A 21,915-nucleotide genomic window follows, 5' to 3' on the forward strand; every position below is an offset into this window, starting at 1 on the left:
TCTCTGTGTGAACTTCTTTATGAACCTGCCATTGGCCGAGCCCGTCAACGGCGTCATATTCCTCCTCATCCTCGCGGTAGCGGCGATCGTTGTTATCACCCAAAAGAAAATCTGGCCGATACTTTTCGCCCTAGTCCTCTGCGCCATTGCGTGGTTCTTCCTCCGGCGCTGGGAAGTACCCTGGCACATCTATCTAGCCGCGGTGGTTCCCCTGGCCGCACTCCTCCGCAGGCCCAAGGTGATCACGGTCGTGGTGGGAATCTTTTCCTTCTTGGCCACCGTCGGGCTAGTCAATATGGAATATCAAACCTATCCAGACGTCGGCTCCCTCGACCCGCGCCCTGTGGCGAAGGAAATGGACTATGACGAGTTCACCACCACCCATTCCGGCGCCGCCCTCGTCCACGTCGATCTGCCCGGCGCAACGTCCCACTTCTCCGCGCGCACCGCCACCGCGTATATCCCGCCCGCATACTGGACGAATCACAACCTCCCAGTTCTGGTCCTTCTCCACGGCACCCCCGGCGGACCGGATCAATGGTTTGGTTCGGGCGAAGCGGACGAAACCGCCGATCAATTCCAAGCGGCCAATGGCGGGCGCAGCCCCATCGTCATCGCCGTCGATGCCACCGGTTCCGAGACCGCGAACCCCATCTGCGCCGATAGCGATGTCGCCCAAGTCATGACCTACCTCACCCGCGATGTTTCCAAAGATATAAAGTCAAAGTTCCAAGTCAACAACGATCAGCACACCTGGACCATCGGCGGGCTAAGTTACGGCGGCACCTGCGCGCTGCAAATAGCTACCACCCATCCGAATGCCTACGGCTCCGTTATTGATATCTCCGGCGAGGCCGAGCCGACCATTGGCAGCCATTCCGCCACCGTTAATAAGTTTTTCCACGGCGATGAATCCGCCTATAACAACCAAGACCCCGCCTACCTCTTGGAGCGCAACCGCTACGACAACCTTCAGGCCATCTTCATCGCCGGTGATGACGATGCCGCATCCGTCAACGCCCTGCGCTCGCTATCAGATAAAGCTCGGGCAGCCGGAATGAAAACCTATTACGGCACGCGGCCGGGTGGGCACTCCTTCCAGGTCTGGCGCCCCGCGCTACGCGAATCCTTCGCTTGGGCCGCTGCCCGCGGCGGCATCAAGGTAGAAACAGATCCGTTCGATGGGATTAACAATGTCCATTCTTAAAAAGCTTCCCGTTTCCATCGCTCTGCTGGCCATCATGTGGTCGCTACACCTCGTCGATTTTCCCCTCAAACCGTGGCTTGCGCTCACCACCGCTCACCCGGGTGCTTCCATCATCATTACCTTGCTCATCGCCACCTGGCTTGCCCCGGCCGAGTGGCTCCTCGGTTCCACCTATACCCTCACCACCGGGCTGGCGGCGACGGCGATTGGAGTGCCGATAACGCTGGGCATCGCCAAGCACTGGCCCAATAGCACCGACTTCCTCAGCCCGATTGGATTCATCGTAGGCGCGGCCGGGTTCGCCTCCGCGTTCATGCCTCGCCTGTGGCGCCGCCGCCTCCGAATCTCCATTCTTTCCCTGACCGCCACGTACGTGCTGTACGCGGGCGCGCTTTCCGATGTCCTCGGTATCACCACCGCCGCCCTATCCATCGCCGCCGGCCAGCTGCTCGCCAAACCCGCGCCCGGTACGCCGACCGTGCGCGAACAGCGCGTGCTCATCGCCGTCTGCGTCGCCTGCGTTGCGATAGGCCCCGCCTTCATCGCTCTGGATCCGTTGGCGCAAGGCCCATTTTCCGATGTCACGCGCCTGCTCTGGCAAGATAGCCGCGGGATCGGGCCCGTGATAGCCAACCTGTTACCGCTCATCTTGCAGCTCGTCTTTTGCTTCGGCCTCGTGCGCGGGCGCATCACCGCCTGGAGGCTCGCGGTCTTATCGCAGGTAGCGGCCCTTGCCCTGCTTGCCTATAGGCTTTCTTTCCTCCCCGAGCTCATCCCTGTCACGTTGCCTTGGCTTAGCGTGCTCGCAATCCTGCTCATTAACCGGCGGCTGTTTCCCACCCACGAAAACCGGGCCTATCTCCTGCACACCGCTCTGTTAAGCGCTGGCATCGCCGCATGTGGATCGGTGCTCTGGATTCTCATCGCGCAGCTGCACGCCCCGCTGCCGAACGTGCTCGCTGAAACCCCGTTGCGCTTCCTGCCCACCGTGGTGGCCCTGATACTTCCCCACCACGTAATCCCCACGTCCTCCCTCGCCTGGTTCCTTTACGAGTGGATAGGAAACGCCTTTTGGTTCTTCGTGGCCTTCCGCCTCTATCGCGGTTTCTCCCGGCCCACCGATCCAACGAATGAGGCAGATCTCCGCACCGCGCGCCGCCTGCTTGAATCCGGCACCGGCGACCACCTTTCCTTTATGACGCTGTGGAAATCCAATCGCTACTTTTTCCACGGCGATTCCTTTGTGGCTTACCGCGTCTCCAACGGTGTCGCCCTCACCCTAGGCACGCCCGTGGGCAGCGATATCAGCGCCGAATTCGCAGCCTTCGCCGCCCACCAAGGCTGGGCCGTGGCCTGGTATTCCGTCAACGCGGACTTCGCCGCCGCCCACCCGGAGCTCAAGCGCGTCCACGTTGCCGAAGAGGCCGTCTTGCCCTGCCGCACAGAGTTCAAGGGAAAGAAATTCCAGAACGTGCGCACCGCCCGCAATAAAGCAACCAAGGAAGGAATTCGCACCCGCTGGACCAGTTGGGCTGAACTCGACCTGACCACCATCGCCAAGATCACCGCGCTCAGCGAGGAATGGGTAGCAGAAAAGGCGCTGCCCGAAATGGGATTTACCCTCGGCGGGCTAGAAGAAATGAAAGTCCTCGGCACTCGCCTGCTGCTTGCCGAAGCCCAGGACGGCACCCTCCACGGCGTCACCAGCTGGATGCCCGTCTTCGAAAACGGCTCCATCGCGGGCTATACCCTCGACGTCATGCGCCGCAACGAGCACGGTTTCAAGGGAGTTATGGAACTGCTCATCTCAGAAGCCCTGCTCATCGCAAACGCCGAAGGCTGTACCTGGATCTCCTTATCCGGCGCCCCTCTGGCCGGGCAAGCACCGTCGCCCTCCTGGCTCGATAATCTCTTGCAGCGCCTAGGCAAAGAGGTCGAGCCCTTCTACGGATTCCACAGCCTGGCGGCAAGCAAAAAGAAGTTCCAGCCCGAAGTGCACCCATGGTTCCTGTGCTACGACGACGAGCTGAAACTTCCTAATATTGGTCTAGCGACGATGCATGCCTACCTTCCAGACCTCAAGACCACGGATGCGGTCAAGGTCTGGATGTCTAAGCATTAATCCGCAATGGCCTCCAGCGGCGGTGTCTTTGCCGCGCGTTGCGATGGCCATACCGCTGCAATGATGCCCACCACTGCGGATCCCAGCAGCATGATTACCAACATGCCCCACGGAACCTCGGCGCCGCCAAGGCCCTGATCATTCAAGATCTCAATGAAGGACCAGCCCAAGCCGAGACCAATGAGAATGCCCATGATCGCGCCGAAAAGCGAAATCTGGACCGACTCCAGCGTGATCATCCTGCGGATTTGGCGGCGCTGCGTACCCACCGCACGCAACATGCCGATCTCCTGGCGGCGCTCGATAACCCCCAAGGTCAAGGTATTGACAATGCCAAGCACCGCGATGATCACGGCTAGTGCGAGAAGACCGTAGAGAATGGCCAGCATCTGGTCGATAAATCCAGCGGCCTGACCCGCATATTCCTTGCCGGTATTGACTTGCACCACTACGAGATCCTTGACGGCATCCTCGAGGTTCTGGCGCAGCTCTTCCTTGTCGTAGCCTTCTTGGCCTAACACACCCACCATCTGCACGGAGAAATCTCTGTCAGCGGCCACCTGTTCTGCCACGTCCTGCGAAACCACCATATTTTGAATGGTCTCGATGGGCTCAAAGGTACCGACCAGTTTCGCTTCCGCAGTCTTGCCTGGCTCGCTTCCGGTGACCTCGTAGGTCTCTCCTACCTTCCAGCCATTTTCTTTGGCGAAGTCTTCCGTAGCGGCAAAGCCACCTTCAATATTGGCATCGCCTTCCACCATGTTCATCGCCAGCATCGAGGTGGGATCAGCATCCACCGTCACAGTGAACAAACCGCCAGTGCCAAAATCCAAGGAGGCCTGACCATCCACGGCGACCGGCGCCGATCCGACGGTAACGACCTTATCCACACCGTCTGCCTCTGCGGCACGCGCACCGGTTTCCTTCGGCGTCGGGAAGTTTCCGGAGCTTGGACCGGACAAAATATAGTCCGACGTAATAGTTTGGTCCACCGTATCCGAAATGGAAGCCTTCATCGTCTGCCCCAGCATGCCGATGCTCGTTACCAACGCCACGCCCAGGGTCAGGGCAAAGGCCGTGGCGGCGGTGCGGCGCGGGTTACGCCGCGAGTTGGTAGCAGCCAGCTTGCCGATGGACCCGAAGGGCGCGCCAATTGCCTTGCCCAGCGTTGGCACCAGCGGCAAAGACAGCGCGGGCCCAGCCAGGAAGAAACCGATAATCACTCCGACGGCGCCGAGGCCGACGAGAATGGCGCGGACGTTCGTTTCGGCATCGCTAAGCACGCCTGCAAACGCCGCAATAATGCCGCCAATCATGATGATCGCACCGAAGATCGTGCGCACCTTCAACGAAGAGCCGGAGGCCGACTCCGTCGTGCGCATCGCCTCAACCGGTTCCACAGCACCCGCGCGCCGTGCCGGAGCCCACGCGGAGACCACGGTGACAATCGTGCCCAAAATAATGGGGACCACCACGGCCGAAACGCTCAAGCCCAAGCCACCGCCGATGTCCATTCCATTGGCGCCCATAATCGCCTTGATTACGGCGACCAATCCCACGCCGGCAAGAACACCGACGATGGAGCCCAGCACGCCAACGATGACGGATTCCACCACAACGGAATTGGTGATCTGGCGACGCGAAGCGCCCAAAGCACGCAAAAGAGCAAACTCCTTGATGCGCTGGGCCACGATCATGGAAAACGTATTGGCAATAATAAAGGTGCCCACCAACAAGGCGATTAGACCAAAGGCAACGAGGAAGTAGTTCACAAACTTCAATGCCTCAGTCATGGCCTCACTGGTCTGTTCTGCTAGATACTCGCCCGATTCGGCTTTGATGTCGAACTTGTTATTGAGGTCATCAACAAGCGCATTCGCATCCACGCCATCAGCAGCAGAGACCTTCAGCTGGGAGGGGTCACCAAAGCGCTCTAGGTAATTCGCCTCGTCCATGCGCAGCTCGATGTTATCGCCCTGCTCCACCGGCGGTTCCACGATGCCCGTGACCCTAACCTCATCCTGACTATCCGGATGCACCACCAGAATCTTCTGGCCAACGGAAATGTCGTATTTCTCCGCAGCAGAAGAATTGATCGCTACCTCATCTATGGCTTTTGGCTCATCGCCTTCGATGAGCTCACTAGCGCCACCGACGGTTTTATCCGCGGGATAATACGGCACGAGGCTAGAAGTACCGCTTTGGGTTTGGAAAGCTTCCGAATTTTCATCGGCAACAACCACGGTCTGCGAGTCAGCGACGTTGATGTTTTTAACCTCAGGATCATCAAGCAGCTGTTGTCGCAGCCCTTCATCCAGCTTCTGTTCACTATCATCATTCTCACTGACCACTGCGTCTACGCCGCGAAATTGGTTATCCACCGCGGAATCGAAAGTGGCCTTCAATGAATTAGTGAACATGAAAGAGCCAGCAATAAAGGCGGTGCCCAAAACCACCGCCAAAATTGTCAGCCCAAGGCGCAACTTATGCGCCATGATATTGCGCACGGATACCCTGCGCATTGCGTTTCCGCGTGCCATTTAACCCTCAATCTCTGCCATTACATTGTGAATGGCCTCCATCGTCGGATCTTGCAGTTCGTTAACGAGCTTGCCATCAGCAAGGAAAACAACGCGATCGGCATAAGACGCCGCCTTGGCATCATGCGTCACAATGACCACGGTCTGATTATCCTGATCCACCGCAGTTCGTAGAATATCCAGGACCTCGGCCGAAGAATTGGAGTCCAAGTTACCCGTAGGCTCGTCGCCGAAAATAATTTCCGGCCGCGAAACTAAAGCTCGAGCACAGGCTACACGCTGCTGCTGACCACCAGATAGTTCCGCCGGTCGATGCTCCAAACGCTCCGTTAGGCCCAAACGGCGGGTGACTTCTTCAAACCATTGCTTGTCGACATCCTTTCCCGCAATGTCAGTCGGCAGCGTGATGTTCTCCGCCGCCGTCAAGGTAGGGACCAAGTTGAAGGACTGGAAAATAAATCCCAGGCGGTCACGACGCAACGCCGTAATTTCCTTGTCATTGAGGTGCGACATATCGGTATCACCGATAAACGCCGAACCAGAGCTAGCAGAGTCCAACCCTGCCATCGTGTGCATCAACGTAGACTTGCCCGAGCCTGATGGGCCCATAATGGCCGTGAATTGGTTCTTTCCAAACTCAATGGAAACGTGATCAAGGGCGATAACCGCCGTATCATCGCTTCCGTATTGCTTAAACAAGTCAACGGCGCGCGCCGCGGCATCATTCATAAAGCGTGTTCTCCTTGTACATGGGAAATTACCTTTATCCATAGTAACCCGAGTATTCGCAGCATCCCATCACCCCATAGGCTGATTTACACGCAGCGGTGTGATGGTGTGGGAAGATTCGTGTTTCTTTCTAAGAGACCTGCCCCCTCACCTTTCGTATAGAATTAAGGAGACGTTTACCATTAAGCCATGTTATGGAGTGTTTTCTCATGAGCCGTTTTATTGGCTTTGCAGGGATTGCCGTGCTTGTGGTTTCAGGAGTCTTTGCTTTATTCGGTTACACAAAAATTTCGTATTTTTTGCTAGCCGTTGCCGCCGTTGATCTCATGGTTGCCCGGATCTACCAGCCTGACGAATCCAATGACAGAAGAACGAAACAGCTAAAGGCAGTTAGCTGCTTCGCCATACTCCTCGGCACACTTTTCATCTATATAACAGGGTCTTGGATAGGAATCATCGCAATCAACTCAGGAATAATAGATCTCATGTCCGGAGAATATTCAATACTCAAAAAACAGCCGTACAAACGATAGATTTGTCGGCTCTCATGCAAAATGCTGTCTGAAGCGTCTTGGATTTAGTTCCGCGTCATAGGGATAACCGACTATTCCTGCACTTGGCCGAATTCCGGATTCAGCTAATGCCGTGGAGTATCTCAACGACACGTACTGGCTACCCCGATTTTTCCCCGCCCTTCGCGCTCACCGCGGACGGCGGGGTTTCTGGTTTTTCTACCACAGTGAGCGCGACGGGTGATAGGCCCGACCCCCGGGAAAGTAGACGCATCGGGGGTTAGCCCCGTGTGAAAACGTTGATGGTCCCCACAAGAAACCACACCATCCCGAAACCATGTTCTGGGGTGGTGGTCTCTTATTGGGGACCATCATCAACACCGTATGTAATTATTGTTTTGTTGTTTGGTGTCGGCGGTGACTTACTCTCCCACAACCTCCCGGTTGCAGTACCATCAGCGTGTACAGGCTTAGCTTCCGGGTTCGGAATGGGACCGGGCGTTTCCCTGTAGCTATGAACCACCGACAAACCTATCAGAACACTACCCACCACTGCGTGTGGTGTTGTGTCAGATACTGCATAGTGGACGCGACACACAAGAATGTGTTCATTTATTTGTTTACTCGCTTCACAAGTCCACCCAACATAACCAAACAATGTTTGGGTTGTTGTGGTGTGTTTGTTTTGGTCAATTAGTACCAGTAGCCTTCACACCTTACAGTGCTTCCAAGTCTGGCCTATCTACCCCATAGTCTTTAGGGGACCTCAAAAGAAACCTCATCTTAAAACAGGCTTCCCGCTTAGATGCTTTCAGCGGTTATCCCTTCCGTACGTAGCCAACCAGCACTACCCCTGGCGGGATAACTGGCACACTAGAGGTACGTCCGTCCCGGTCCTCTCGTACTAGGGACAGCCTTCTTCAAGTTTCAACGCGCGCGGCGGATAGAGACCGAACTGTCTCACGACGTTCTGAACCCAGCTCGCGTGCCGCTTTAATGGGCGAACAGCCCAACCCTTGGGACCTACTCCAGCCCCAGGATGCGACGAGCCGACATCGAGGTGCCAAACCATCCCGTCGATATGGACTCTTGGGGAAGATCAGCCTGTTATCCCCGGGGTACCTTTTATCCGTTGAGCGACACCACATCCACAAGTAGGTGCCGGATCACTAGTCCCGACTTTCGTCCCTGCTCGACATGTCTGTCTCACAGTCAAGCTCCCTTGTGCACTTACACTCACCACCTGATTGCCAACCAGGCTGAGGGAACCTTTGGGCGCCTCCGTTACATTTTGGGAGGCAACCGCCCCAGTTAAACTACCCACCAGGCACTGTCCCCAACCCAGATCATGGGCCAAGGTTAGATGCTCAATCCGATCAGAGTGGTATTTCAACAACGACTCCACCACCACTAGCGTGACAGCTTCACAGTCTCCCACCTATCCTACACAAACCGAACCAAACACCAATACCAAGCTATAGTGAAGGTCCCGGGGTCTTTTCGTCCTGCCGCGCGTAACGAGCATCTTTACTCGTAATGCAATTTCACCGGGCCTGTGGTCGAGACAGCAGAGAAGTCGTTACGCCATTCGTGCAGGTCGGAACTTACCCGACAAGGAATTTCGCTACCTTAGGATGGTTATAGTTACCACCGCCGTTTACTGGGGCTTAAATTCTCAGCTTCGCAGCCAAAAGACTACTAACCGGTCCTCTTAACCTTCCAGCACCGGGCAGGCGTCAGTCCATATACATCAACTTAACGTCTTCGCATGGACCTGTGTTTTTGATAAACAGTCGCTTCCCTCTATTCTCTGCGACCCCACAACACTCCAACCGCACAGGGTCTTCACATCACAGGGCCCCCCTTCTCCCGAAGTTACGGGGGCATTTTGCCGAATTCCTTAACCACAGTTCACCCGAACGCCTTAGTATCTTCAACCTGACCACCTGTGTCGGTTTAGGGTACGGGCCATACACACACTCGCTAGAGGCTTTTCTCGACAGTACAGGATCACCACCATCAACCCTTTTGGGTCTACGCATCACGCCTCAACCACACTGTGCGGCGGATTTACCTACCACACGATCTGCACGCTTACACCACCAATCCACTAAGTGGCGCGGCTACCTCACTGCGTCACCCCATCACTTGAACCACACATCAGGCCCCACGACATCAACACCACCAACACTCAAAAAAGTGAACAGGTAGCGTATCCGCAGTGGTTAGTATCAGTGCTTCATCATGGGCGCACATGTACGGGTACCAGAATATCAACTGGTTATCCATCGACTACGCCTGTCGGCCTCGCCTTAGGTCCCGACTCACCCTGGGAAGACGAACTTGACCCAGGAACCCTTAGTCATCCGGCGGTAAGGATTCTCACCTTACAATTCGTTACTCATGCCTGCATTCTCACTCGCACACAGTCCACGCCTCCTCACGGTAACGCTTCCACCCATGCACGACGCTCCCCTACCCAAACAACAAAAAATTATTGCTTGCCGCGGCTTCGGCGGTGTACTTGAGCCCCACTACATTGTCGGCGCAGAACCACTCGACCAGTGAGCTATTACGCACTCTTTCAAGGATGGCTGCTTCTAAGCCAACCTCCTGGCTGTCTTCGCGATCCCACATCCTTTTCCACTTAGTACACCCTTAGGGGCCTTAACCGGCGATCTGGGCTGTTTCCCTCTCGACTATGAAGCTTATCCCCCACAGTCTCACTGCCGCACAACACAATTGATGGCATTCGGAGTTTGGCTGACATTGCTAAGATTGTAGTCCCGCTCAACCAACCAGTCGCTCTACCTCCACCAAGCTCAATGCGACGCTGCACCTAAATGCATTTCGGGGAGAACCAGCTATCACGGAGTTTGATTGGCCTTTCACCCCTACCCACAGCTCATCCCCGCAGTTTTCAACCTACGTGGGTTCGCGCCTCCACAACCTCTTACAGCTGCTTCACACTGGCCATGGGTAAATCACCCCGCTTCGGGTCCAGGACATGCCACTTATCACCCCATTAGGATTCGGTTTCCCTACGGCTACCCCACACGGGTTAACCTCGCGACATGCCGCTGACTCGCAGGCTCATTCTTCAAAAGGCACGCCATCACACAATAAAAAGTGCTCTGACGGATTGTAAGCACATGGTTTCAGGAACTATTTCACTCCCCTCCCGGGGTACTTTTCACCATTCCCTCACGGTACTATCCACTATCGGTCACACTGAGTATTTAGGCTTACCGGGTGGTCCCGGCAGATTCACAACAGATTCCACGAGCCCGTTGCTACTCGGGAACCCAACAACCCCCACATCATCATCTTCAGCTACAGGACTCTCACCTACTCCGGCAGGCCATTCCAAACCACTTCACCTAACAACAATGCACAGGGCGTGCCACTGGTAGATGACACACAGCTAGGCCCCACAACACCGCACACACAACCCCTACCAGGTATCACATGCACACGGTTTAGCCTCATCCACGTTCGTTCGCCACTACTAGCAGAATCATTATTATTTTCTCCTCCTACGGGTACTGAGATGTTTCACTTCCCCGCGTAACCCCCACAACAGCTATGAATTCACTGAAGGGTAACCCCACATAACCAGGGCCAGGTTTCCCCATTCGGACATCCTCGGATCAACGCTTTATTGACAACTCCCCGAGGCTTAACGCAGCCTTACACGTCCTTCATCGGCTCAGCATGCCAAGGCATCCACCATGCGCCCTAAATAACGAACACACCAACCACCACACACAAACCACACAACCAACAAAAAGGTCACGCAGCCCACATGCAGCAGCAACAAGTGAACTTGACAAAATAAACAAAAAGAAAAATCACATCACACACACAACACCACCCACACACAAGCAGATGGCATCATGCAGATGCTCGCGTCCACTATACAGTTCTCACACAACACCCCAACTGACAACAAACACCACCACAATGAATGGCATCCATCAACCAGTCAGGCACACAATAAGGGGATAATGCCCCAGACACCCAACAATGCACCAACGACTTACCACTCAACATTAATTTTGTATGCATGGACACTTTTACGCATGTCACAAAGCACTGTCTCAACACTTAATACTGCTGATTAAGGTGTGTCTCCTACCCGGAATTTCCAAATTCGGTGGCAGCAGAACACTCGCCCACTCAACCACCAACCCACCATCAAACACGGTGGGCAACCCACAACTGTGGGCCATGGCTGCAACTGCAGCCCAATAAAAAAGCTCCTTAGAAAGGAGGTGATCCACCCGCACCTTCCGGTACGGGTACCTTGTTACGACTTCGTCCCAATCGCCGATCCCACCTTCGACGGCTCCCTAACACGTTTAGGCCACCGGCTTCGGGTGTTACCAACTTTCATGACGTGACGGGCGGTGTGTACAAGGCCCGGGAACGTATTCACCGCAGCATTGCTGATCTGCGATTACTAGCGACTCCGACTTCATGGGGTCGAGTTGCAGACCCCAATCCGAACTAAGGCCGGCTTTCAGCGATTCGCTCCACCTCACAGTGTCGCAGCGCGTTGTACCGACCATTGTAGCATGTGTGAAGCCCTGGACATAAGGGGCATGATGATTTGACGTCATCCCCACCTTCCTCCGAGTTAACCCCGGCAGTCTCTCATGAGTCCCCAACCAAATGCTGGCAACATAAGACAAGGGTTGCGCTCGTTGCGGGACTTAACCCAACATCTCACGACACGAGCTGACGACAACCATGCACCACCTGTACACCAACCACAAAGGGAAACTACATCTCTGCAGCGATCTAGTGTATGTCAAGCCCAGGTAAGGTTCTTCGCGTTGCATCGAATTAATCCACATGCTCCGCCGCTTGTGCGGGCCCCCGTCAATTCCTTTGAGTTTTAGCCTTGCGGCCGTACTCCCCAGGCGGGGCGCTTAATGCGTTAGCTACGGCACGAAAGTCGTAGAAAGACCCTCACACCTAGCGCCCACCGTTTACGGCATGGACTACCAGGGTATCTAATCCTGTTCGCTACCCATGCTTTCGCTCCTCAGCGTCAGTAACTGCCCAGTAACCTGCCTTCGCCATCGGTGTTCCTCCTGATATCTGCGCATTTCACCGCTACACCAGGAATTCCAGTTACCCCTACAGCACTCAAGTTATGCCCGTATCGCCTGCACGCCCGGAGTTAAGCCCCAGAATTTCACAGACGACGCGACAAACCACCTACGAGCCCTTTACGCCCAGTAATTCCGGACAACGCTCGCACCCTACGTATTACCGCGGCTGCTGGCACGTAGTTAGCCGGTGCTTCTTATCTAGGTACCGTCACACAAAGCTTCGTCCCTAGCGAAAGGAGTTTACAACCCGAAGGCCTTCATCCCCCACGCGGCGTCGCTGCATCAGGCTTGCGCCCATTGTGCAATATTCCCCACTGCTGCCTCCCGTAGGAGTCTGGGCCGTATCTCAGTCCCAATGTGGCCGTACACCCTCTCAGGCCGGCTACCCGTCGCCGCCTTGGTAGGCCATTACCCCACCAACAAGCTGATAGGCCGCGAGCTCATCCTACACCGAAAAAAACTTTCCAACCACCACACTAAAGATGGCTCCTATCCGGTATTAGACCCAGTTTCCCAAGCTTATCCCGAAGTGCAGGGCAGATCACCCACGTGTTACTCACCCGTTCGCCACTCGAGTACCCTGCAAGCAGGGCCTTTCCGTTCGACTTGCATGTGTTAAGCACGCCGCCAGCGTTCGTCCTGAGCCAGGATCAAACTCTCCACAAAAAGAAAAATTTCAGAACAACAAAATTCCAAAATAGGCCGTGAAAAGCCCAAACCTAACCAAAAGAACAAACCACCACAAACCCACAAAAGCAGGTCCATGCTGGCGTCCAAAAATTACTACAAAGAAAAAATCATTGCCTCCCCAACCCGACGGGGCACAAAAGAGGAGACAAAAAGTTGAACACAATCACATGCCAACCAATCCATCAATGCAGCCGAAACACTAAACAGTATTCAAAAAGATGCGTATAACAACACCTTACCGGCACACACCAACCAACAAACCACCATAAGATTCGCTGGCCAACAGACCAATCAACACACAACCATGCACACAAAAATAAAAATAAGTACATTGGCACACTATTGAGTTCTCAAACAACATCCACACACCACAAGAAAATTAACCAAACGTTAACCTCTCATCGGCGGCTCGCACTAACTTACCCAACAACCTGAACCAAGTCAAATCCTTAAGCCAAGCCAGTACAAAAAGTCACTAAAAAGTAACCAACCGGCTACCTCTCGGCGACTTCGATAAAGTTACACCCCACCCCGAAAAACGCACAAATCCCCAGCACACACGAGAAAAATGCGTACTGGGGAAGGTTAATTAAAAGATTTCTTCTTCCTGCGTCCTTTCGATGGTGGCTCCAAGCCGCGAAAGGTTCTCCACAAAGTGGGGATAGCCGCGGTCTATATGGAAGACATCGTGAACGGTCGTCGCTTCGTCGGCGCACAGTGCGGAGAGGACTAGGCCAGCTCCAGCACGGATATCGGAACTCCATACATGCGTAGAGGAAAGATGTTCCTTACCCCGTACCACCACGTGATGGCCATCGACTTGGGCATCGGCACCCAAGCGCAGCATTTCGTCCACGAAGCGGAACCGGGATTCGAAGACGTTCTCCGTGATCACGGTGGTTCCTTCGGCGATGGAGGAAATGCCGATGGCCATGGGCTGGAGGTCCGTCGGAAAGCCTGGGAAAGGCAACGTCTGGTAATCCACGGCGGTAGGACGCTTATCCATGCGCACGCGGAAGCCGTTTTCATAGGTTTCAATCTCTGCACCGGCGGACTTCAGCTTTTCCAGCGGAAGGTGCAGGTGACGCGGAGCAATACCGCCAACGGTGATATCTCCTTGTGTCATGGCTGCGGCATAAGCCCAGGTGCCGGCCACGATGCGGTCACCAATGACCTCGTGCTCTGTTGGGTTAAGCCGGTCCACGCCGTGGATGGTGACCTCGGAGGTGCCTTCGCCTTCGATATTGGCGCCCATGGATTTCATCATCTCGCACAGGTCCACGATCTCGGGCTCGCGGGCGGCATTGTGAAGAACAGTAGTGCCCTCGGCCAAGACGGCGGCGGTCAAGATGTTTTCCGTCGCACCAACGGACGGAAAGTCCAAGCGAATGGTGGAGCCACGAAGCTCGGAGGCCTCAGCGACCACGGCGCCGTGTTCAATGCGGGTGGTGGCGCCGAGTTTTTCCAAGCCGGTCTGGTGCATATCAAGCGGGCGAGAGCCAATGGCGTCACCACCGGGCAGCGCAACCTTTGCATGCCCGCAGCGCGAGGTTAGTGGGCCTAAGACGCATACCGATGCCCTAAATTGGCGAACCGCATCAAAGTCCGCGTTCGATTGCGGCGTCGCAGGGGTAGTAATGCGGACGGTGCTGCCATCGATTGTCACCTCGCAGCCCAAGCCTTCGAGTACCTTTTTCATCAAAGGTACGTCCAGAATCTCTGGGCAATTGGTCAGCGTCGTCGTCCCCTCCGCCAGCAACGCGGCGGCCATGAGCTTAAGGACGCTGTTTTTGGCGCCATCTACTTTGACGGTGCCTGCAAGACGGGCACCGCCGGAAACAATAAACTGATCTTTCACAGCTTTCTACGCTACCGGTTATCAGGGCAACGCGCCGATCCGGCGGGCGGCATTGACGGCTTCGTAGCGAGTGTGCGCCCCCAACTTGCGCATCACGGAGCGTAGGTAGGACTTGACGGTTTCGGCGCCAATTCCCATTTCTTCCGCCGCTTCCACGTTGGTGTGGCCGAGTGCCACGCAGGAGAGGACGTCGAGCTCGCGGGCGGAAAGCTTGGTTGATTGCTTCACGCGCACGGGAGAGACCATCTGATCGCAGAGCGCCTCGAGTTCCTTGCGCAACTCCTCGTCCTCGACGCGGTTGGCCAGCATGCGCAGCTTGGAGTGGGTGGAACGAACCTGTTCCCATTCCGCACCGTTCATCGCATGGCCGCGGGACGCACCTCCCTTTCCACCATCGGCGCGGCGCATCGCGGAGTTGACCGCGAGATCTTGCTCTAGGGTCCGAGCCGTCATCGTTACTTCCTCGATGACCTTATCCCCCAAGCGCACAGGGGAATGTACTCCAACGTAAAGCACTCCCCGGATTTCACGCTGCACGGTAACGGGTACGGCCACGATCGAGTGCAGGCCTTCGTCTTGGATTACGCTGTCGTTCTCGTGGGAAATGGTGGTGGCACGCGTGTAGTCCGATACGCCCACCGCGCGGCGGGTGGTGATGACGCGCCCGCCGACGCCCACGCCGGCATCGATAAGCAGATTCTGCAGCGCCGGCGTACGCAGGCCCACCCACTGGGTAATTTGCAGGCGATTATCCGCCAATAATGTTGCGTACATCGTCACTGGGATTCCGGTGGCGGTTTTGAGAGACGACAGTGCCGCGCGTACGGATTCTTCATCATCTTTGAGGCGATGCGACTCCATGAGACTCTTTCCTCGTCGGGGGTAACCAAGTAGGTGCACCCGATATCCCCGAAAACTTGGGGAGCAGCGGGTAACTACGTGGAATTATAGACAGCAAGTGGGGGTAATTCGAAATCGTCCCTTCGTCTCCGCGGCCGTGAATCCCACATTCCATGCCCGAATGGGTTGTCTGTAATAAATATACCACTCTGTCTACTTAAATAGTGTATCCTTGCGCTTGTACCTGATTTGACCACGAATATGATTCCCAAAGGAGTCCTAATAAATGGCTATTTACAACAATGTCCTAGAGACCATCGGCGGTACCCCACTTATCCGCATCAACCGCTTGGCTGAGGGTAAGGGTGCCACCGTGCTGGCCAAGGTGGAGTCCTTTAACCCTGGTAACTCCGTGAAGGACCGCATCGGCCTCGCCATCATCAAGGCCGCTGAGGAATCCGGTGACCTGAAGCCGGGCGGCACCATCGTTGAAGCTACCTCCGGTAATACCGGCATTGCCCTAGCACTGGCCGGCGCAACCTTGGGCTACGACGTTGTCCTCACCATGCCAGAGACCATGTCCAATGAGCGCAAGGTCCTGCTTCGCGCATACGGTGCAGAAATCATCCTGACCCCGGGCGCTGCCGGAATGCAGGGTGCGGTTGATAAGGCCAACGAGATCGTCGCCGAGCGCGACAACGCCATCTTGGCTTCCCAGTTCGCTAACGAGGCCAACCCCAAGATCCACGAGGCCACCACCGGCCCGGAGATCTGGGACGACGCCGAGGGCAATGTCGATGCCTTCGTCGCAGGCGTCGGCACTGGCGGCACCATCACCGGTGCAGGTCGCTACCTGAAGTCCAAGAACCCAGACGTTTACCTCGCAGCCGTTGAGCCGGCTGACTCCCCTGTGCTGTCTGAAGGCCAGGCAGGTCCGCACAAGATCCAGGGCCTAGGCGCCAACTTCGTGCCGGACGTGCTCGACCGCGAGCAGCTGGATGAGGTCCTGACCGCTTCCCTCGAGGAGTCCATCAAGCTTTCCCGCGACCTTGCTACCGAGGAAGGCCTGCTGGTTGGCATTTCCGCCGGTGCAAACCTTTCCGCCGCGCTGAAGCTGGCTGAGCGCCCCGAGTTCGAGGGCAAGACCATCGTCGTTGTCCTGCCGGACTTTGGTGAGCGCTACGTTTCCACCGTTCTTTTCGAGGACATCCGCGAGGCATAACTAGCCCCGCAACCTAGTCCATGAATAAAAGGCACCCGTCAAGCTTGGCGGGTGCCTTTTTGTGACCAGTATTATAGTCCGCATGAGCATTATTAAATATATCCGCGAAGATTTAGCCAATGCCCGCGACCATGACCCAGCTGCCCGTGGCGACGTTGAAAACGCGATCGTCTATTCCGGCCTGCACGCCATCTGGTCGCACCGCGTGTCCCACTGGCTGTGGAAGCGCGGCCTGCGGGGCCCTGCGCGCATCCTGGCCCAAATTAATCGCTTTTTTACCGGCATCGAGATCCACCCAGGCGCCACCATCGGGCGCCGCTTCTTTATCGACCACGGGATGGGCATTGTCATCGGCGAAACCGCGGAAATTGGCGATGGCGTCATGCTCTACCACGGCGTGACGCTCGGCGGTCAGGTGCTCACCCAGACCAAGCGCCACCCCACGGTGGAAGATAACGTCACCATCGGCGCGGGCGCCAAGGTCTTAGGCCCCATCACCATCGGGGCCGGTTCCGCCATCGGTGCCAATGCCGTTGTCACGAAGGATGTACCGGCCGATCACATCGCCGTGGGCATCCCCGCCAAGAATCGGCCTTCAAATAGGCATGAGCGGGTCAAGCTCGTGGATCCGGACTACTACATCTAAATAGACTAAAAGCGGCCCACAGTCTTGTGTGGGCCGCTTTTTGCTGTGCTTAACCGCGCAGCAGATCCTGGTATTCGGGGTTCTTGTCCATAAAGTGCGCCACGGCAGAGCAGGTGGCGATGACCTTCATGCCGGCAGCCCGGGTTTCATCGAGGGCCTCCTTAATCAGCGGGGAGGACAAGCCCTGACCGCGGAAGTCGTCCCCGATGACCGTGTGGTTGAACTCGCGGGTATCGCCGGAATCTACGTATTCGCAGATTCCCGCTTCCACACCATCAACGGTACGCACGAAACGGGACAAATCGGTCTGATGAGAAATTGCTTTTTCCATGTCCCCCATTAAACCAAAAATGGCCCCTCCTTGATAATAAGGAGGGACCATAGTTGTGGCCAGAGCCAGGATCGAACTGGCGACCCCACACTTTTCAGGCGTGTGCTCTACCGACTGAGCTATCTGGCCAGAAACCCGAAGGTTTCCGCGACCTTGACGGGACTTGAACCCGCGACCTCCGCCGTGACAGGGCGGCGCGCTAACCAACTGCGCCACAAGGCCATTTTCAGTTTTGTGTGCCCCTTGGGCACGGGTAGTTACTTTACACAGGCGCCTAGAAACAACACAAATCAGCACTACAACGCCGTTTTTCCGCCGCTTGCCGATGCCCCAGTGATGCTGAGGTGGCATCAGCAAGCAGCCTGCAAAACCAAAAAGAACAGTACCCGCCGAAGCGTGTACTGTTCAGAATGCGACCTTGACGGGACTTGAACCCGCGACCTCCGCCGTGACAGGGCGGCGCGCTAACCAACTGCGCCACAAGGCCAAATGAGAAATTATTTCGTACCAACACAAAGGTGTTGGTACCCCCAACGGGATTCGAACCCGTGCCGCTGCCGTGAAAGGGCAGTGTCCTAGGCCGCTAGACGATGGGGGCCAGTCGCTTCTTGGCGACTTCTAGAAATATACTGGAGACATCACCAAGAAACAAAATCGCTCCCCCAGAAGGAGTTTTAACCATGTCTGAGCAGCAGAAAACCTGTTCCTGCCACGAGCCGGATATCCACGGATACAACGCCGATAGTAAGAGCAAAGCGCGTTATCTGGCGCGCCTGAAGCGCATCGAAGGCCAGGCGCGCGGGATTCATCGCATGGTCGATGAGGACCAATACTGCATCGATATCATCACCCAAATCTCGGCGGTGACATCCGCGCTAGAGAACGTCTCTCTCGCGCTCTTAGAGGACCACATAGAGCACTGTGTGGCCGGTGCGGCGGCCGAGGACGGCGAGGTGGCTAAGGAGAAGCTAGCGGAGGCTATGCACGCCATTAAGAAGCTCGTGAAAAACTAGAAAAGGAGCCGCCCGAAGGCGGCTCCTGATGTGGGCCCTGTGGGGATCGAACCCACGACCTGCGGATTAAAAGTCCGTAGCTCTACCAACTGAGCTAAAGGCCCAACGTCGCTCTATATTAGCGTGTTGACTTTTAGATCTCCTAATTAACCCCTCTCCTGAGAGGATCCAAACAAAGCAAAAGGAGGGCTTCCCAGCCGGGAGGCCCTCCTTTGCCATGGCGGTGGAGATTAACCGCGCATGTCACCCTTTTCCATGAAGTTAACCTGGAAGTCGAAGGCGGTCTTCAAGTCATGCGGGGTGTGCTGGAACTTGTTTTCCTTCGCACGCTCGTAGTACTCCTCCAACAGCGGACGGTAGTCCGGGTGAGCCACGGCGATGATCTTCTCTACGCGCTGCTTTGGAGCCAAGCCACGCAGGTCAGCCACACCGTATTCGGTGATGATGACCATGGTGTCGTGTTCGGTGTGGTCCGTGTGGGACACGAACGGAACCAGAGCGGAGATGGCACCATCCTTCGCGATGGACGGGGACACGAAGGTGGAGATGTACGCGTTACGGGTGAAATCACCAGAGCCACCGGTGCCGTTCATGATGCGGGACCCGGACACGTTGGTGGAGTTGATGTTGCCGTAGATATCTCCCTCGATCATGCCGTTGGAAGAAATCAGGCCGACGCGGCGGATGACCTCAGGGTGGTTGGAAATCTGCTGCGGGCGCAGGATGATGTGGTTGCGGTAGCGGTCCGCCTCCGCGTTCATCTTTTCTGCGTACTCTGGCGACAGCGCGAAGGAGGTTGCAGAAGCCACGGTCATCTTGCCGGCATCGATAAGGTCCAGCATGCCGTCCTGGATAACCTCGGTGTATGCCTGGATGTTTTCGAACTTGGAGTCCAAAAGGCCTGCCATCACGGCGTTCGGTACGTTACCCACACCGGACTGCATGATGAACTTGTCGTACTCGAGGCGGCCTGCAGCAACCTCGCCCTCCAAGAACTCGATGAAGTTAGCGGCGATCTTCTCAGAGGTCTCGTCCGGCTCGCGGAATGGAGCGTTGCGGTCTGCCGAGTTGGTCTTGACCACTGCAACGACCTTCTCCTCCGGGATCTCCATGTAGGTGGTACCGATGCGGTCGCCCGGCTTGTTAATCGGAATGGGCTGGCGGTTAGGCAGCTTGTCGATGCGGTAGATGTCGTGCATGCCCTCGAGGTTCTCGGACTGCCACTCGTTGATCTCAATGATGATCTTGTCTGCAGCCTCGACGAATTCGAGGTTATTGCCCACTGCGGAGGACGGCACGATATTGCCTTCCTCGGTAATGCGTACGGCCTCGATAATGGCTACCTGGAAGTCACCGTAGAAGCCCTCTTCCACCTGCTGGCCCAGGTGGGACAGGTGAATATCCTGGTAGAGCGCGGTGCCGTCGTTGAACTGCTTACGCAGCAGCGGGTCAGAGTTGTATGGGGAGCGGAAGTTAATGGCCTCTGCCTCTGCCAAAACACCGTCGCAGTCAGGGGCGGTGGAAGCACCGGAGAAGAGGTCAATCTTGAACTCTTCACCCTTTTCGTGCAGTGCCTTCGCCTTATCTGCAATGGCGGTAGGCAGGCCCTTGGGGTAACCTGCACCGGTGAAGCCGGAGATTCCTACGCGGTCACCATTGTTGACGTACTTCGCAGCCTCCTCTGCAGAAACTACGAGCTTCTCAAACGGGGCGTATGCGATTCTATCGGACAACTGTCATCCTCCTTCATATACGAGTAGACCGCCGTTACGGCCAACCCAATTTAGTTACACAGACCACAGTAGCGAAAATTAACGTTTTCGCCACCATCATTTTGTGACTTTCACCCCAATAATGGGATTCCTCAGTGACCGCCACCTTCGTTTCAGTTGCTAATTTCTGCGGTTAACGAGCACAATTAGGGCGTGAATTTGCGCATTGGAAACTATGATCTCTCCTCCCCCGTCATCCTCGCCCCCATGGCGGGGGTAACCAACGTTGCTTTCCGCACGTTGTGCCGGGAACAGGAGCTGGCCCGTACCGGGACGGTGTCGGGCTTGTATGTCTGCGAGATGGTCACCGCGCGCGCCCTGGTGGAGCACAACGAGAAAACCATGCACATGACCACCTTTGCCCCGAATGAAGATCCGCGTTCCCTGCAGATTTATACGGTGGATCCGGAATATACCTATAAAGCAGCCAAGATCATCGTGGATGAGAATTTGGCCGACCACATCGACATGAACTTTGGCTGCCCCGTTCCGAAGGTAACCAGGCGTGGCGGCGGCTCTGCCCTGCCTTATAAGCGCCGCCTCTTTGGCAATATCGTCTCCGCTGCCGTCAAGGCCACCGAAGGCACGAATATCCCCGTGACGGTGAAGATGCGCGTGGGCATTGATGACGAGCACCATACGCACCTCGATGCAGGGCGCATCGCCGTGGATTCCGGCGCCGCCGCCGTAACCCTGCATGGTCGCACGGCCGCGCAGCGCTATTCCGGCGATGCCCGGTGGGATGAGATCGCCCGGCTCAAGGAGCACCTCGCGGACACCGGTGTTCCGGTGCTGGGCAATGGCGATATTTTCCGTGCCGATGACGCCCGCCGCATGATGGAGGCCACCGGCTGCGATGGCGTGCAGGTGGGCCGCGGCTGCCTGGGCCGGCCGTGGCTTTTCGCGGAGCTGGGCGCTGCCCTGCGCGGCGAGTCCATCCCCGCCGAGCCCACCTTGGGCGAGGTCACCCAGGTTATTCTTCGCCACGCGGAACTGCTCGCGCAGCATGAGGGCGAGGACCACGCATCCAGGGACATCCGCAAGCACATTGGCTGGTACCTGCGTGGCTTCCCCGTCGGCGGGCAGGTGCGCGCCGGCTTGGCCAAGGTGGATTCCTTAGAGAGCCTGCGCGAATTGCTGGCGCCCTGGGCGGATTCTGATGCTTTGGCTGCCGATGCCGATGGTGCGCGCGGGCGCCAGGGCTCGCCCTCCAAGGTCGCGCTTCCCGATGGCTGGCTCGATGACCCCGAGGATGAATTCGTTCCGGTCGGCGCTGATATTTATAACTCCGGCGGCTAAACCCACACTGGTGT

At 56.4% G+C, this 21,915-nt stretch carries 13 protein-coding genes, 5 tRNA genes and 3 rRNA genes; 7 read left to right on the plus strand and 14 right to left on the minus strand.

All coding sequences use genetic code 11. The annotated features are described in order from the left end of the window. Positions 1 to 7: 7 nt before the first annotated feature. Both ACLI1T_RS09380 and ACLI1T_RS09385 read left to right on the plus strand, forming a co-directional pair. Complete coding sequence (locus ACLI1T_RS09380; protein WP_411702511.1) at positions 8 to 1,207, plus strand: alpha/beta hydrolase; 1,200 nt, start codon at positions 8 to 10, stop codon at positions 1,205 to 1,207. Next, positions 1,194 to 3,329, plus strand: coding sequence for a bifunctional lysylphosphatidylglycerol flippase/synthetase MprF (locus ACLI1T_RS09385; protein WP_411702512.1), 2,136 nt, complete (start codon positions 1,194 to 1,196; stop codon positions 3,327 to 3,329). Before ACLI1T_RS09380 ends, ACLI1T_RS09385 begins: the two co-directional genes overlap by 14 nt. Here ACLI1T_RS09385 and ACLI1T_RS09390 read toward each other — a convergent pair. Together ACLI1T_RS09390 and ACLI1T_RS09395 are read right to left on the minus strand one after the other, a co-directional pair. Next, entirely contained in the window at positions 3,326 to 5,869 is a 2,544-nt protein-coding gene (locus tag ACLI1T_RS09390; RefSeq protein ID WP_411702513.1) for an ABC transporter permease, read from the minus strand. The genes ACLI1T_RS09385 and ACLI1T_RS09390 overlap by 4 nt on opposite strands. Continuing rightward, complete coding sequence (locus tag ACLI1T_RS09395; RefSeq protein WP_411702514.1) at positions 5,870 to 6,598, minus strand: ABC transporter ATP-binding protein; 729 nt, start codon at positions 6,596 to 6,598, stop codon at positions 5,870 to 5,872. 209 nt (positions 6,599 to 6,807) lie between these two features. On the opposite strand from ACLI1T_RS09395, the gene ACLI1T_RS09400 reads away from it, so the two are divergent. Further along, a complete protein-coding gene (locus ACLI1T_RS09400) occupies positions 6,808 to 7,131 on the plus strand; it encodes a hypothetical protein (protein ID WP_411702515.1) in 324 nt (107 codons plus the stop codon). 388 nt (positions 7,132 to 7,519) lie between these two features. Here ACLI1T_RS09400 and rrf read toward each other — a convergent pair. The 5 genes from rrf to ramA all read right to left on the minus strand — a co-directional run bounded on the left by rrf (position 7,520) and on the right by ramA (position 15,639). Next, positions 7,520 to 7,637, minus strand: a 5S ribosomal RNA gene (rrf, locus tag ACLI1T_RS09405). A gap of 147 nt (positions 7,638 to 7,784) precedes the next feature. Beyond that, a 23S ribosomal RNA gene (locus ACLI1T_RS09410) occupies positions 7,785 to 10,863 on the minus strand. 514 nt (positions 10,864 to 11,377) lie between these two features. Then, a 16S ribosomal RNA gene (locus tag ACLI1T_RS09415) occupies positions 11,378 to 12,896 on the minus strand. Together the 16S, 23S and 5S rRNA genes form the textbook arrangement of a ribosomal RNA operon. A 613-nt stretch (positions 12,897 to 13,509) precedes the next feature. Then, positions 13,510 to 14,778: a UDP-N-acetylglucosamine 1-carboxyvinyltransferase gene (gene murA / locus ACLI1T_RS09420; protein ID WP_023023781.1), complete on the minus strand. Its 1,269-nt coding sequence runs from the start codon at positions 14,776 to 14,778 to the stop codon at positions 13,510 to 13,512. Positions 14,779 to 14,799: 21 nt separating this feature from the next. Then, the gene (gene ramA, locus ACLI1T_RS09425; protein ID WP_005279642.1) at positions 14,800 to 15,639 is read right to left on the minus strand and encodes an acetate metabolism transcriptional regulator RamA; all 840 of its coding nucleotides are present in this window, start codon (positions 15,637 to 15,639) and stop codon (positions 14,800 to 14,802) included. A gap of 265 nt (positions 15,640 to 15,904) precedes the next feature. On the opposite strand from ramA, the gene cysK reads away from it, so the two are divergent. Together cysK and epsC are read left to right on the plus strand one after the other, a co-directional pair. Further along, positions 15,905 to 16,840, plus strand: a complete 936-nt coding sequence (cysK, locus tag ACLI1T_RS09430; protein WP_023023783.1) for a cysteine synthase A — start codon at positions 15,905 to 15,907, stop codon at positions 16,838 to 16,840. A gap of 82 nt (positions 16,841 to 16,922) precedes the next feature. Beyond that, positions 16,923 to 17,486: a serine O-acetyltransferase EpsC gene (gene epsC / locus ACLI1T_RS09435; RefSeq protein ID WP_239268312.1), complete on the plus strand. Its 564-nt coding sequence runs from the start codon at positions 16,923 to 16,925 to the stop codon at positions 17,484 to 17,486. A gap of 49 nt (positions 17,487 to 17,535) precedes the next feature. Here epsC and ACLI1T_RS09440 read toward each other — a convergent pair whose 3' ends face one another. From ACLI1T_RS09440 to ACLI1T_RS09460, 5 genes are all read right to left on the minus strand, one after another. After that, entirely contained in the window at positions 17,536 to 17,817 is a 282-nt protein-coding gene (locus ACLI1T_RS09440) for a GNAT family N-acetyltransferase (RefSeq protein ID WP_411702516.1), read from the minus strand. 56 nt (positions 17,818 to 17,873) lie between these two features. Next, positions 17,874 to 17,946, minus strand: a tRNA-Phe gene (locus ACLI1T_RS09445). A gap of 19 nt (positions 17,947 to 17,965) precedes the next feature. After that, positions 17,966 to 18,039 (minus strand) — tRNA-Asp (locus tag ACLI1T_RS09450). Positions 18,040 to 18,230: 191 nt separating this feature from the next. Continuing rightward, positions 18,231 to 18,304, minus strand: a tRNA-Asp gene (locus tag ACLI1T_RS09455). Between the two features lie 35 nt (positions 18,305 to 18,339). Continuing rightward, positions 18,340 to 18,415 (minus strand) — tRNA-Glu (locus tag ACLI1T_RS09460). An 82-nt stretch (positions 18,416 to 18,497) separates the two neighbouring features. Here ACLI1T_RS09460 and ACLI1T_RS09465 point away from each other — a divergent pair. Next, positions 18,498 to 18,830 carry a metal-sensitive transcriptional regulator gene (locus ACLI1T_RS09465; protein ID WP_023023790.1) on the plus strand — a complete coding sequence of 111 codons (333 nt, stop codon included), beginning with the start codon at positions 18,498 to 18,500 and terminating at the stop codon, positions 18,828 to 18,830. Positions 18,831 to 18,861: 31 nt separating this feature from the next. Here the strand turns inward: ACLI1T_RS09465 and ACLI1T_RS09470 are convergent. Next, a tRNA-Lys gene (locus ACLI1T_RS09470) sits at positions 18,862 to 18,934 on the minus strand. A gap of 126 nt (positions 18,935 to 19,060) precedes the next feature. Continuing rightward, entirely contained in the window at positions 19,061 to 20,563 is a 1,503-nt protein-coding gene (locus tag ACLI1T_RS09475; protein WP_349887356.1) for an acetyl-CoA hydrolase/transferase family protein, read from the minus strand. Between the two features lie 192 nt (positions 20,564 to 20,755). Between ACLI1T_RS09475 and dusB the strand changes: the two genes are divergently transcribed. Further along, positions 20,756 to 21,901 carry a tRNA dihydrouridine synthase DusB gene (gene dusB / locus ACLI1T_RS09480; protein WP_411702517.1) on the plus strand — a complete coding sequence of 382 codons (1,146 nt, stop codon included), beginning with the start codon at positions 20,756 to 20,758 and terminating at the stop codon, positions 21,899 to 21,901. Positions 21,902 to 21,915 lie beyond the last annotated feature (14 nt).

Origin of the sequence: Corynebacterium tuingiense (genome assembly GCF_046718165.1) — a bacterium.
Taxonomy (GTDB): Bacteria; Actinomycetota; Actinomycetes; order Mycobacteriales; family Mycobacteriaceae; genus Corynebacterium.

Excerpts from the sequence above, each read along its gene's own strand:
- ACLI1T_RS09395 (WP_411702514.1), bottom strand. The coding sequence starts at position 6,598 with ATGAATGATGCCGCGGCGCGCGCCGTTGACTTGTTTAAGCAATACGGA.
- ACLI1T_RS09440 (WP_411702516.1), bottom strand. The coding sequence starts at position 17,817 with ATGGAAAAAGCAATTTCTCATCAGACCGATTTGTCCCGTTTCGTGCGT.
- ACLI1T_RS09390 (WP_411702513.1), bottom strand. The coding sequence starts at position 5,869 with ATGGCACGCGGAAACGCAATGCGCAGGGTATCCGTGCGCAATATCATG.
- ACLI1T_RS09400 (WP_411702515.1), top strand. The coding sequence starts at position 6,808 with ATGAGCCGTTTTATTGGCTTTGCAGGGATTGCCGTGCTTGTGGTTTCA.
- ACLI1T_RS09385 (WP_411702512.1), top strand. The coding sequence starts at position 1,194 with ATGTCCATTCTTAAAAAGCTTCCCGTTTCCATCGCTCTGCTGGCCATC.
- cysK (WP_023023783.1), top strand. The coding sequence starts at position 15,905 with ATGGCTATTTACAACAATGTCCTAGAGACCATCGGCGGTACCCCACTT.
- ramA (WP_005279642.1), bottom strand. The coding sequence starts at position 15,639 with ATGGAGTCGCATCGCCTCAAAGATGATGAAGAATCCGTACGCGCGGCA.
- ACLI1T_RS09465 (WP_023023790.1), top strand. The coding sequence starts at position 18,498 with ATGTCTGAGCAGCAGAAAACCTGTTCCTGCCACGAGCCGGATATCCAC.
- epsC (WP_239268312.1), top strand. The coding sequence starts at position 16,923 with ATGAGCATTATTAAATATATCCGCGAAGATTTAGCCAATGCCCGCGAC.